Consider the following 12,464-nt stretch of genomic DNA (forward strand, 5'->3'; position numbering starts at 1 on the left):
ATGCGGTGGGGGTCACAGTGTTTTCTTAGGGAGTGATCGCGTTGTTCACCCCTGGACAGGGGTCCCAGACACCCGGCATGCTCGCGCCCTGGCTCGCACTTCCCGGTGCGACCGACCGCCTCGAGCTGTGGTCGAAGGCCGCCGGCCTCGACCTGGTCCGTCTCGGCACCACCGCGACGGCCGAGGAGATCGTCGACACGGCGGTGACCCAGCCGCTCGTGGTCGCGGCCGCACTGCTCGCGTTCGCCGAAATCGCCCCCGAGGCGATTCCGGCGGATACCATCGTCGCCGGACACTCGGTCGGCGAATTCGCCGCGGCTGCTGTCGCCGGCGTCATCACCGCCGACGAGGCGGTCACCCTGGCCGCCATCCGCGGCCGGGAGATGGCCAAGGCGTGTGCGCTGGAGCCGACCGGTATGTCCGCTGTGCTCGGTGGTGACGAAGCCACCGTGCTCGCACGGCTCGCCGAGCTCGACCTCGTCCCGGCCAACCGCAACGCGGTCGGCCAGATCGTGGCGGCGGGTCGCTTGGAAGCTCTGGCGGAGCTCGCCGCGAACCCGCCGGAGAAGGCACGGGTCCGCGCATTGCCCGTCGCCGGTGCGTTCCACACCGTTTTCATGGCCCCGGCCCAGGCTGCTGTCGCCGATGCCATTGCTCAGATCACGCCGAGCGACCCGATCCGGACGCTGTTGTCGAACTTCGACGGCAAGCCGGTCACCTCGGGCGCCGACGCGATCGACAAGCTCGCCGCTCAGGTCACTCGCCCCGTGCGCTGGGACCTGTGCACCGAGACCGTCCGCGAGGCCGGCGTCTCGGCGGTGGCCGAACTGCCACCGGCGGGCACCCTCGTCGGAATCGCCAAGCGGGAGCTGAAGGGCACGCCCAACCTGGCCCTGAAGACTCCGGAAGACCTCCCCGCGTTGGTCGAACTGACCATCTCCGGCTAGCTTTCCCCCCGGCGGTCGCGCACGACGAGGTGCCGGCCGTAGAAGACCCCTACACAATGAGAACAAGAAGGGAGCCACCAAAGTGGCCGCTCTGACCCAGGAACAGATCGTCGAAGAACTCGGCAAGATCATCGAAGAGGTTACGGGTATCGAACCCTCCGAGGTGACCATCGAGAAGTCCTTCGTCGACGACCTGGACATCGACTCGCTGTCCATGGTCGAGATCGCTGTGCAGACCGAGGACAAGTACGGCGTCAAGATCCCCGACGAGGATCTCGCCAGCCTGAAGACCGTGGGTGACGCGGTCTCCTACATCCAGAAGCTCGAGGCAGAGAACTCCGACGCCGCCGCGGAGCTCAAGGCCAAGTTCGACGCCGAGTAGGGCTGAACCAGTGACCACTCCTTCCACCTTGAACGGGAATTTCCCCAACGTCGTCGTCACCAGCATGGCGGCGACCACGTCGATCGCGGGTGATGTCGATGCGACGTGGAAGGGACTCCTCAACGGTGAGAGCGGAATCGACGTTCTCGAGGATTCCTTCATCGAGGAATACGACCTGCCGGTGCGCATCGGCGGTCACCTGAAAGTCAGCCCCGACACCCTGCTGAGCCGGGTCGAGATCCGCCGTATGGCGTATGTCGAGCGCCTGGCGACCGTCCTCGGTCGCGAGGTGTGGAAGAACGCGGGCAGCCCGGAGGTCGACCTCGACCGCCTGGGCGTCGCGATCGGCACCGGCCTCGGTGGTGGCGACGCGCTGATCGACTCGGTCGACAAGCTGAAGAACGGCGGCTATCGCAAGATCTCGCCGCTGGCTGTTCAGATGGTCATGCCGAACGGTCCGTCGGCCGTCGTCGGTCTCGAGCTGAAGGCCAGGGCGGGAGTGGTCACTCCGGTCTCGGCGTGCTCGTCGGGTTCGGAGGCCATCGCCAACGCGTGGCGGATGATCGTGATGGGTGACGCCGACATCGTCGTCACCGGTGGCGTCGAGGGCTTCATCGACTCGGTGCCGATCGCCGCGTTCTCCATGATGCGGGCGATGAGTACTCGCAACGACGATCCGAAGGGCGCCTCGCGTCCGTTCGACAAGGATCGTGACGGCTTCGTCTTCGGCGAGGCGGGCGCGCTCATGGTCATCGAGACCGAGGAGCACGCCAAGGCTCGCGGTGCCACCATCCACGCTCGACTGCTGGGTGCGGGCATCACGTCCGACGGCTTCCACCTGGTCGCTCCCGATCCCGAGGGCACCGGTGCGGGCAGGGCGATGACCCGCGCGATCCAGACCGCTGGTCTGTCGGCGAGGGACATCACCCACGTCAACGCTCATGCGACCGCCACGCCCATCGGTGACACCGCGGAGAAGAACGCGATTCACAAGGCTGGTGTCGCACACGCTTCGGTGTACGCGCCGAAGTCGGCACTGGGCCACTCGATCGGCGCCGTCGGCGCCCTCGAGTCCGTGCTCACCGTGCTCGCCATCAGGGACGGCGTCGTTCCGCCGACGCTGAACCTGGACAACCAGGATCCGGAGATCGATCTCGACGTGGTGCACGGGCAGGCCCGGCACCAGGAAATCGAGTACGCGATCAACAACTCCTTCGGTTTCGGTGGGCACAACGTCGCGCTCGCCTTCGGTCGGGCATAGCCGGAGCTGGTCAAGGGCCGTAGGCGGAAGCCTGCGTAACCACGAAGGCCCTCCAGATCCGGCCGGTTCAACCCGGCCGCACCGATCGACTGCATTCACGATCCCCGGTGGGGTTCGCGCCAACTGAATGGTTCGACCCCACCGGCGGTTCGCCATACGCAGCCGCCGCCGCGGCCACTCTCTTCGAAGGCAGGAGACGAACGCGATGACCATCATTGCTCCCGCGTTTAACGACACGACGACCGATCCGCGCGACCCGCTCGGCCGCCTGCAGCGGTTCTTCGATCCCGGCACGGTGCTTCCGTTGCACCCGCGGGACAAGTCCGGTGTGCTGGCCGCGATCGGCGAGGTCGACGGTGTCCGCACCGTGGCCTACTGCTCGGATGCCACCGTCATGGGCGGTGCGATGGGCGTCGAGGGCTGCAAGCACATCGTCGACGCGATCGACACCGCCATCGATTCCGGTATCCCGGTCGTCGGCCTGTGGCACTCCGGTGGCGCCCGCCTGGCCGAGGGCGTCGAGGCCCTGCACGCGGTAGGGCTGGTCTTCGAGGCCATGGTCCGCGCGTCCGGCCTGGTTCCCCAGATTTCCGTGGTCCTCGGCTTCGCCGCCGGTGGTGCCGCGTACGGCCCCGCGCTCACCGACATCGTCATCATGGCGCCCGAGGGCCGCGTCTTCGTCACCGGTCCCGACGTGGTGCGTTCGGTGACCGGCGAGAACGTCGACATGGAGACCCTCGGTGGTCCCACCACACACTTCAAGAAGTCGGGCGTGTGCCACATCGCCGCCGACGACGAGGCCGATGCCATGCATCGTGCGCGCCGGCTGGTCTCGATGTTCGCCGAACAGGGCGAATTCGACCAGGCTGTCGCCGAGCACGGTGACGTCGACTTGAAGGCGATGCTGCCCGCCTCGGCCAAGCGCGCCTACGACGTGAAGCCGATCATCCACGAGCTGCTCGACAACGTCGACGGCGAATCCTCCTTCGAGGAGCTGCAGGGCGGCTACGCCCGCAGCATGGTCGTCGGCCTGGGTCGCCTCGGCGGCCGCACGGTCGGCGTGCTCGCCAACAACCCGCTGCGTCTGGGCGGCTGCCTGAACTCCGAAAGTGCCGAGAAGGCTTCGCGTTTCGTGCGCCTGTGCGACGCGTTCGGCATCCCGCTGATCGTGGTCACCGATGTCCCCGGCTACCTGCCCGGCGTCGGCCAGGAGCTCGAGGGCGTCGTCCGCCGTGGCGCGAAGCTGCTGCACGCCTTCGCCGAGGCTCGCGTCCCGCGCGTCACCCTGGTGACCCGCAAGATCTACGGCGGCGCCTACATCGCGATGAACGCCCGCTCCCTGGGCGCGACCGCCGTCTACGCCTGGCCCGGCTCCGAAGTCGCCGTCATGGGCGCCAAGGCCGCCGTCGGCATCCTGCACAAGAAGGCCCTCGCGGCCGCGCCCGAGGACGAGCGCGAAGCCCTGCACGAGCGCCTGACCGCCGAGCACGAGCAGATCGCCGGCGGCGTCGAGCGCGCCGTCGCCATCGGCGTCGTCGACGAGGTCATCGATCCCGCCAAGACCCGCAGCATCATCGCCGCGGCCCTGGCCTCGGCGCCGGCTCGCAAGAGCCACCACAAGAACATCCCGCTCTGATCCCAGCGCGCCAGTCGTACACCGGCCGTCGCCCTCTTCCCGAAAAGGGAAGTGGCGGCGGCCGTTTCGCGCCCGACTCAGTGGTATTCGTCGACATCGAGCTCCGCTCCGGTCGCCACCAGGAACTCGAGCACGGCTGTCGTGAGGTGCCAACCCAGTGGACGCGGCCACTTGTGGACATCGGCGCACATCGTGTCGCCGGGTGTGCCATGGACGCCATCGGGATCGTCGTAGTGGCGCACGACCCGCATGCTCGCGCCGACGTCGGGGACGGTAGATCTGGCGGCTGCCGAGCAGTGTGAGGTCGAACTGTTGTCGACCAGGTCCAAGTGGCAGACCTCGAGGTGGTGGAAGATGCCGGACGCGCCGCTGCGCGATGTCGTGGAGGCAAAGCTGCGACGAAGGTCGCGGGCGAATTCGGTCGACCGCGGTCCGTCCGCCCGGTGAGGGGTGCCACTGGTGTTCTCGGGTGGGGTCGGTTACGGTGTGGCCGTGAATAATTCTCGTGGAAAGGGCGCCGTGCGCCCCTGCCGGTGAAGCCCGGCGCGTGGCTGGCGCCCGATGACGACCAGACCACGTATCTCGCTCATGCGCTCGCACTCGCCGCTGTGCACGGTCCAGGACCGTGGCCGGGGGAGGGACACCCTTATCCGGATGAGATACCCGGTGAGCGGAAGTTTCTGAGTTCGACTGTGCTCGACGGTATCCGGACGCATCACTTCGCGAACGAGACCGCGTCGGCGGCCGAGATCGTGGCGGCGGTGCGGGTGCTCGTCGCGGAACCCGATGACGCCGCGATGGTGGCATTGCACGATCTGCTCGCCGAACAACGAGCGCTCGCCGTGGCCGACGATCTGTGTCGGGAATTGCGTACTGCCGCACTGCCTGTCGAGCGGGTGCGTTCGGTGGCCAGGCAGGTGACCGATTCGGGAACGCGCCGCGATGCGGTGGCGCTCGGCATCGTGATGCTCGGTGTGGTCGGTGACCGCCGGGACCGGGAGGTCCTGCTGACATTGGGGTCGCTCGGCGATCTGACCTTGTATGCGGTGGTGGCGCTGTCGAATTCACAGCCGGATCGGGATCGCGCGGTGTTCGACATGGCTCGCCGGGTCGACGGCTGGGGACGGATCCATGCCGTGGAGCGACTGGCCGGAACCGAGGATCCGGAGATCAAGGCGTGGCTGCTGCGGCGCGGTTTCCGCAACGGGGTGATGAACGAGTACCTCGCCCATCTCGCGGCGACCACGGGCGATCTCCGTGGCGCCCTCGCCGAATCCGTCGTCGACGACGAACTTCTCGACGGTGCGGCCGAGATTCTCGAGGCGCTGGCGGCCATCGGCGGTCCCGCCGCCGACATCCGGCAGTACCCGGACGCGCTGCCGGTCCTGGCCGGATACGCCGACCTGCTGACCGCGGCCGCGCCGACGCTGAGCCGCATCTCGGGCGTCCAGTCGATCGTGTACCTCCTGCGAGAGCAGCCTTCGGAACTGGACTGGCCGCAAGCCGAGGTCACCCGGTTGGTCGAGGCCTACGCGGCATTGCTCGCTCGTCCCGACTGGGCCGAGTACGTGACAGCGAGGCTCGCCGACCCGCACGGTCCCTTCGGATTCAACAGGGCGCTGCGGGTAGCCGGAGCCGTCGGCGTCGATGCGTACGCGCAGGCCGTGGCGCACCTGGGCGAAGATCCGCGAAACGGATACGTGTGGGCGTGGGTCGCGCGACGAACGCCGGACGACGACATCGCCCGCATCGCCGAACTCGCGCGAACTGTGCTCCCGCTCGACGAGATCGCCTGCGGCCCTGGCCCCGAGGCGATCCGGTGGGGCGAGGAAGGCATCAGCGACCACACTCTCGAATCCGTGCTCTCGATGCTGTGCCGCGCCACTCCGGGAACCGGGGAACCCTTGGTCCGTGCTGCGCTGCGCGGCTATCCCGTGCGGCTGCGTCGTGCGGCGATCGGTGTCCTGACCTCCTGGTACGGAGACGATCTGCCAGGAGAAATCGCTGACCGGGTGGCGGCGGCGGCCGCGATCGAACCCGATGTTGATCTTCGTGCGCAACTGGCCGAGTTCGCGCATGCGGTGAGTGGGCTGCGGGAAGGTCATCGGTCGGGAGTCGACGAGGAAACCGCTGGAGGAACACAGGATTCAGGCTGATCCATCACGATCGATTCGTTGCGGCGGCTGGGGCCACCGGCAGCGGCGATGCGATCGATGAGCTGGTTCAGCTCGCGTCCGATCGTGGCGACATCGCGGAGCTGAGGCGGCTTGCCGCCGGTGGTAACAGCGACGCCGCCGATCTCCTGGCCGAATCGGCCGAGGACTAGCCGTTCGCCGTCAGCGGTGCGTGGCCGGATAGTCGCACCCGGGCGAGGCGATCTCGGCCGTTCGGCAGGCCGTCGACCGGCGGCGGCGCGCATAATGGCAGGGTGCGCTACGAAGAACTCGCCGAGGTCCCGTGCTCGATCACGCGGCCGCTGGTGATCTTCGGGGACCGCTGGACACTGCTGGTTCTCAAGTACAGCTTCACCGGGATTCGCCGATTCAACGCCTTCCAGAGCGCGCTCGGAATCTCCCGCAGCCGACTCCAGGACCGCCTCGACCGGCTGATCGAGCACGAGATCCTGGTCAAGCAACCCGCGAAAGACGGCGCCTACGAGGAGTACCGCCTGACCGAAAAGGGTCACGCCATCTACCCGATCCTGATGGCTATCCGCGACTGGGGCGACACTTACATGGCCCCAGACGGGCCCCCGGTCGAGTACCGGCACAAGGACTGCACCGGCGAGGCCCACGTCCACCTCACCTGCGACGAGTGCGACGCCGAGGTCACCGCCCGCGACATCCTCCCCGAACCGGGCCCCGGAATCACCTCCGCCTCACGTCCCGCCTGAGGGCCATCCACCTACTGGCTGGTGGACGACGGCATCGTGTGGACGGTGGTCGAAATCCACGCCGCCGAGCTACATCGGCAGCCGGCACAGGAGATCGCGAGCGCGTGGGTGCGAACCGACTCCGCATCCCCGGATAGCGGATCAGCTGGTGTGCCAGGTGATCTGGTCGGGGAGGGGGGCGCGGGCGGTGCGGAAGGTGTTGATGGGGTGGGCGAGGTCGGGGTGGCCGAAGGAGACGCCGAAGACGACCTTGCGGTGGTCGGGGAGGTCGAAGTACTCGCGGATGAAGGGGGAGTAGGAGGCCAGGGCGGCTTGGGGGGCGGCGCCGAGGCCGAGAGCCTGGGCGCCGAGGAGGAAGCTCTGGAGCCAGAGGCCGCAGTCGACGGCGCCGTAGGTGCCCAGGTCGGCCTCGGAGGTGACGATGGCGACATGGGGTGCGTCGAAGAGTTCGAAGTTGCGCACCATCTGGCGCATGGTGTTCTCGTGGTCGCCCTTGGCGATACCGACACTGTCGTAGAGCTGGAAGCCGCAGGCGCGCCTGCGGTCCCGGTAGACACCGGCGTATTGCGCGGGGAATTCGAAATCCGGTGCGGCGCCGTTGGTCTGGATATGGGTGAGCAGGGCCTTGCGGAAGCGCTCGGTGCCCTCGCCCGCGGTGACGACGACCTGCCACGGCTGGGTGTTGCACCACGACGGGGTGCGCGCGCCCAGGCTCAGCAGCTGGTCGATCGTGGCCCGGTCGACCTCGTCGGGGAGGAACTGCCTGCAGGTCCAGCGCGCGTCGGCGAGGCGCTGCAGGGCGGCGAAATCGCCGCTGTCGTGGTCGGTCGGCGCCATGGCGCGGCTCCCTCGGTCGATGCGGAGAACTAGTCTCATTTTGAGACCACGTTAGCAGCCGTCCCGGAAACGCGGAACCCGCTCACACCGCGAAATCGGGTGCGAGCGGGCTCCGGGGGTGGATCAGGCGCGACGCCGGGAAACCGCCCAGATCGCGACGCCGATGCCGATCAGCGCGACCACGCCGACACCGATGCCGGCAATGGCGAGCCACGGTGTCGACGAGTCCGAACCCTCCACGGCGACAGACTTTTCGGTGCCGGGCTGCGACTGCTCGCCGAGCACGTCGGGACTGGCGGTCACGTAGGTCGGTCCGGCCTCGATGTCACCGGCGACGGTGAGGTCGAGTTCGATCGGCGTCGGCGGCATAGCGGTTTCGCCCGACGGCATCCCGACCTTGACCGCGAGGTAGTGCCACCCGGCCACCGACTGGCGCTGGGCCTCCCCGGCGGCCTCCCGGTTGGCGTAGCGGGTCGGCACGGTCGCGCCTTCGAGAGTCGTGGCCTGGCGCCCGGTGTAGGCGTTGGTGTCCTCGTGGAGTTGTCTGCCCAGTGGCGAGTACAGGGTTGTGGTGACGTTCGTGGCGACGGTGTATCCCGCCCCGCCGGTTTCGGTGAACCGTACGCGATAGGCCAGCCCCTGGCCCCAGTTCAGGCGCACCTTGTAGAAGACGTACTCGCCGTTCTGGATCGTGTCGGTGTACTTGCCGCTGCCGTCGAGAATCGTGGCGACGGTGAACGATCCGCCGCCGCTGACCGGCTCGACCGGGCCCGCCGGGTCGGTGAACGCGGTCTTCTCGGTGACCGGGCCCTGGCCGGGATCGGTGACACCCGGTTCGATGCCGACGATCAGCTCCACCGGCAGCCGTGCGGGCACGCCCGCGGGGACCTCGTCCCAATGGAGTTCGTAGTAGTAGCGGCCGCCGCCCTTGCAGGAGTCGGAACTGCCACCGCTCGGTTCCTCGGTCGCCCGCTCCAGGGTGTTGCTGATCGTGAAGGCGACGCCGTCACCGGTGCGGGATTCGAGCTCACGTTCCCGGATATTGCAGTACGTGCCGTCGCGGCCGTAGACGCGCAGTTCCAGCACGGCCAGTCCGTCGGTGGCCGCACCGGCGGCCGCCCGCGGGAAGGAGACGATGCCGGTGAAGTACGCCGTCGCGCCCGCGGGCACATCGACGGCGTAGAACCGCTTCTCGTGCTGGCCGATGGTGTCGAGGTACTGACCGGGCTTCGCGACCGGGGCGGTGCCGTAGGTGGCGGTGCCGGTGATCGGGGTCCCGGTGGCCTGGTAGTTGCGCAGGGCCGCCGAACTCACCCGGGGCAGAATGCGTTCCAGCGCGGCGCCGTCGGCGGCGTCGCTGTAGGTGCCGCCGGTGGCTTGGGCCATACAGGTGAGCTGGGCGCGCGCCTTGTCGTCGACGGCGAAGCCGATCGAGTGCACGACCAGGTCGACACCCCGCTGCTTCAGTTCCGCGGCCACTTCGCACGGGTCCGGCGGCGCGCAGGTGTCGTCACCGTCGGAGACGAGCACGATCGAGCGCGGTCCCGCCGACGGCAGCGCCTCGGCGGCCTGGCGCAGCGCGGTGCCCATGGGGGTCCAGCCGCGGGCCTCGATGCCGTCGGCGGCGCTGGTGAGCGCGGGCTTGTCGATGGTCGTCGGCGGCTGCAGGATCCGGACGTCGCGGCAGCCCGCCGCCTTCTCGGCCTCGGTGTTGCCGGTCCCGGTGCCGTAGGTGGTGAGGCCGACCTTCGCCTCGGCCGGGGCCGAGTCGACGAAGGTGCGCACGGCCTTCTTCGCGGAGTCCATCATGGTGGCGCCCTGGTCGGGGCGCTGCATGGACCCGGACGCGTCCAGGATGAGCATGGTCGGCGCGTACTGTGCCGAGTCGGCGTGCGCCGCGGCGGGCAGTGCGGCGGGGAGCAAGGTGAGCGCTGTGGCGGTCAGTGCCGCGGCCAGCGTCCGGAATCTCGACATCGTCCTCGAACTTCATCACTCGGTGTGAAACCGGATAGACGATACAGACTGGTCAGGGCCGGTCGTAACCCCAAAATCAGTGGCACAAGCCACCGTTTGCCGGATGAAATGATGTTTCGGCAGGTAACGATCGGTTTTTCGCCCGGATACCGGTCCGTGGCCTCGCGCCTGCGGCACGACACCGGCCGCGCGGGGCACAATCGTGCGCATGGCTTCGCAGGCCCGCGACGCGCAGGAGCGCAAACGGCACGGCAGGCACTACACCCCGCCCGCGCTGGCGCGGTTCCTGGCGCGACGGGCGCTACGGCACGCGCCACGCGCTGGTGAGCTCCGGGTGCTCGATCCGGCCTGCGGTGACGGCGAGCTGCTGCTGGCGGTGCACCGGGAGCTGGCCTCGTCCGGCATCACTGTACGGCTGACCGGGTACGACCTGGACCGGCGCGCGGTCGGCGAGACAGCTGCGCGCGCGGGGGCCGAGGGCGTCGAGATCGATTGCCGGGCAGGTGATTTTCTCGCCGCCTCGGCGCGGATCGCGGACGGTTCCTTCGATCTCGTCATCAGCAATCCACCGTACGTGCGGACCCAGCAGCTCGGCGGCGCGACCGCGCAGCTGCTGAGCAAGCAGTTCGGGCTGCGCGGGCGCATCGACCTCACCCACCCGTTCGTGGCGATCACGCCCCGCCTGCTCGCCGCCGACGGTGTCCTCGGATTGCTGTGCGCCAACAGGTTTCTCACCACCAGGGCGGGTGCGAATCTGCGCCGGATCCTCACCGGCGAGTTGCATCCCGCGGAGCTCTACGACCTCGGCGACACCAAGCTCTTCGCGGCCGCGGTGCTGCCCGCCGTCACCGTCGCGACGCGCGCGCCTCGGGAGTGCGACTGCCGGTACGTCTCGGTCTACGAGAAGCCCGGCGCCGAACCTGACTGTGCCACCGACTTGTTCGACGCGCTGGCGGGGGACACGGGCTGCCTGGTGGGCGCGGGTGGACGGGTGTTCGCTGTCGAGGTGGGCGTGTTGTCCACCGGGTCGGTCGGTGGACGGTCACCGACAGCGGCGACAGGCACACCCGACCGGTCGAGCGTCGTTTCCCCCGGCGACACCGCCTGGCGTATGTCCCGCCCCGCCGTCGACCGATGGCTCGGCCGCATCGCCGAGCGCACCTGGCGCACCTTCGGCGATACCGCCCGCATTCGCGTCGGCATCAAGACCACCGCGGACCGGGTGTTCATCTCCGATCGCTGGGACCAGATGGATCCGACGCCGGAACCGGAACTGTTGCGGCAGTTGATCACCCACCACGATCTGCATCCGTGGCGGATCGGGCGCGATCGCGGCACCAGGGTGCTCTATCCCTACGACCTCATGCAGCCGCGCCGCACGCCGATCGATCTCGCCGAATTCCCCGGCGCCGCGGAGTATCTGCGGTCGCACGAGCAGGTGCTGTCCGGCCGCCGGTATGTGCTCGACGGCGGGCGGAAGTGGTTCGAGATCTGGGTGCCGCAGCGTCCGCACCTGTGGGGTGCGCCGAAACTGGTGTTCCCGGATATCAGTGAACGGCCGCGGTTTGCGTTAGACCGGTCCGGCGCGGTGGTCAACGGGGACTGCTACTGGATCTCGCTCACCGATCTCGGGGTCGGCGAGCAGGCGACCGAACTCGCGTATCTGCTGATGGGCGTGGCGAATTCGGCGTTGGGACTGCGGTTCTACGACGCCGTGTGCGGCAATCGGCTGTATTCGGGACGGCGGCGCTGGATCACCCAGTACGTGGCCCGGCTGCCGCTGCCCGATCCGGCGGGCGCCGCCGCGGCCACGATCGTCGGGCGGGTGCGTGGCGTGCTCGAGGACGGGGTGCCGGTGGCGGCGGCGGGCATCGACGAGGCCGTCGCCGCCGCGTTCGGGGTGCCCGCTCAGTGAGCGGCGCGGATGCCGACCATCGGCAGCAGGGTGCGGCGGGCGAAGTCGCGGCCGGCCGCGGGGTCGTCGAGGGGGATGAGGCCGTCGGGGGTGAGCGCCAGCGACAGCGCGAGCCTCGCCATGATCTCGGCGACCAGATCGGGTGCGAAGTCGGGCACCGTGGCGCCGGCTTGGAGTTCGCGCAGCTTGTCGGCGAGGTATTCGCGGCCGACCGCGAGGATCGGGCCCGCCTCGATGGTGAGCTTGGGCAGGATGGCCTCCGGCTCGGTGCTGAGCAGCCTGCGGAGCAGTTCGTTGCCCGCGAGGGTCGTCACGAACGCGACGAAGATCTCCACGAGCTGTTCGCCCGGCTCGGTGACCGCCCGCACCCGCTCATCGATCTCGGCCACGTAGCGCTGCGCCTCCCGCACGCCGACCGCCTCGACCAGCTCGTTCTTCGACTCGAAGCGCCGGTACAGGGTGGCCGGACTGATGCCCGCCCGCCGGGCGATCTCGCCCATACTCGTCCGTTTGATCCCGAAATCGAGAAACGCCGACAGCGCGCTGTCGAGCAGCTTCTCCCCATCGGTGACGGGCTTTTCCAGTATCCGCGCGAGGATGGACGAGACAGTGGGCATGG

At 68.8% G+C, this 12,464-nt stretch carries 11 protein-coding genes; 7 read left to right on the forward strand and 4 right to left on the reverse strand.

The features are described from left to right. Positions 1-32: 32 nt before the first annotated feature. From NV348_RS26840 to NV348_RS26855, 4 genes are all read left to right on the forward strand, one after another. The gene (locus tag NV348_RS26840; protein ID WP_447149328.1) at positions 33-947 is read left to right on the forward strand and encodes an ACP S-malonyltransferase; all 915 of its coding nucleotides are present in this window, start codon (positions 33-35) and stop codon (positions 945-947) included. A gap of 82 nt (positions 948-1,029) precedes the next feature. Next, positions 1,030-1,329 (forward strand): meromycolate extension acyl carrier protein AcpM, encoded by a 300-nt coding sequence (acpM, locus tag NV348_RS26845; protein WP_019046010.1) that lies wholly within the window; start codon positions 1,030-1,032, stop codon positions 1,327-1,329. 10 nt (positions 1,330-1,339) lie between these two features. Then, positions 1,340-2,590: a KasA/KasB family beta-ketoacyl-ACP synthase gene (locus NV348_RS26850; RefSeq protein ID WP_447149329.1), complete on the forward strand. Its 1,251-nt coding sequence runs from the start codon at positions 1,340-1,342 to the stop codon at positions 2,588-2,590. 205 nt (positions 2,591-2,795) lie between these two features. Beyond that, complete coding sequence (locus NV348_RS26855; RefSeq protein WP_447149330.1) at positions 2,796-4,226, forward strand: acyl-CoA carboxylase subunit beta; 1,431 nt, start codon at positions 2,796-2,798, stop codon at positions 4,224-4,226. A 77-nt stretch (positions 4,227-4,303) separates the two neighbouring features. Here the strand turns inward: NV348_RS26855 and NV348_RS26860 are convergent, their stop codons facing one another. Then, on the reverse strand, positions 4,304-4,555 hold the full coding sequence (locus NV348_RS26860; protein WP_447149331.1) for a hypothetical protein: 252 nt from the start codon (positions 4,553-4,555) through the stop codon (positions 4,304-4,306). Positions 4,556-4,918: 363 nt separating this feature from the next. Here NV348_RS26860 and NV348_RS26865 point away from each other — a divergent pair, with 363 nt between their 5' ends. Both NV348_RS26865 and NV348_RS26870 read left to right on the forward strand, forming a co-directional pair. Beyond that, positions 4,919-6,382, forward strand: coding sequence for a hypothetical protein (locus NV348_RS26865; protein WP_447149332.1), 1,464 nt, complete (start codon positions 4,919-4,921; stop codon positions 6,380-6,382). 272 nt (positions 6,383-6,654) lie between these two features. Then, the gene (locus tag NV348_RS26870) at positions 6,655-7,119 is read left to right on the forward strand and encodes a winged helix-turn-helix transcriptional regulator (RefSeq protein WP_447149333.1); all 465 of its coding nucleotides are present in this window, start codon (positions 6,655-6,657) and stop codon (positions 7,117-7,119) included. 141 nt (positions 7,120-7,260) lie between these two features. Here NV348_RS26870 and NV348_RS26875 read toward each other — a convergent pair whose 3' ends face one another. Then, positions 7,261-7,956 (reverse strand): nitroreductase, encoded by a 696-nt coding sequence (locus NV348_RS26875; protein ID WP_447149334.1) that lies wholly within the window; start codon positions 7,954-7,956, stop codon positions 7,261-7,263. Between the two features lie 123 nt (positions 7,957-8,079). Continuing rightward, complete coding sequence (locus tag NV348_RS26880) at positions 8,080-9,930, reverse strand: vWA domain-containing protein (RefSeq protein WP_447149335.1); 1,851 nt, start codon at positions 9,928-9,930, stop codon at positions 8,080-8,082. Positions 9,931-10,138: 208 nt separating this feature from the next. Between NV348_RS26880 and NV348_RS26885 the strand changes: the two genes are divergently transcribed. Beyond that, entirely contained in the window at positions 10,139-11,845 is a 1,707-nt protein-coding gene (locus NV348_RS26885; protein WP_447149336.1) for an Eco57I restriction-modification methylase domain-containing protein, read from the forward strand. On the opposite strand, the gene NV348_RS26890 is transcribed toward NV348_RS26885, so the two are convergent. Next, positions 11,839-12,462, reverse strand: a complete 624-nt coding sequence (locus NV348_RS26890) for a TetR/AcrR family transcriptional regulator (protein ID WP_447149337.1) — start codon at positions 12,460-12,462, stop codon at positions 11,839-11,841. The genes NV348_RS26885 and NV348_RS26890 overlap by 7 nt on opposite strands. Between the last annotated feature and the right edge of the window lie 2 nt (positions 12,463-12,464).

The sequence above is a fragment of the Nocardia fodinahabitans genome, from assembly GCF_052983615.1.

Bases quoted from the DNA above. Each gene is read 5' to 3' on its own strand.
- NV348_RS26855 (WP_447149330.1), top strand. From the start codon at position 2,796: ATGACCATCATTGCTCCCGCGTTTAACGACACGACGACCGATCCGCGC.
- NV348_RS26875 (WP_447149334.1), bottom strand. From the start codon at position 7,956: ATGGCGCCGACCGACCACGACAGCGGCGATTTCGCCGCCCTGCAGCGC.
- NV348_RS26880 (WP_447149335.1), bottom strand. From the start codon at position 9,930: ATGTCGAGATTCCGGACGCTGGCCGCGGCACTGACCGCCACAGCGCTC.
- NV348_RS26885 (WP_447149336.1), top strand. From the start codon at position 10,139: ATGGCTTCGCAGGCCCGCGACGCGCAGGAGCGCAAACGGCACGGCAGG.
- NV348_RS26890 (WP_447149337.1), bottom strand. From the start codon at position 12,462: ATGCCCACTGTCTCGTCCATCCTCGCGCGGATACTGGAAAAGCCCGTC.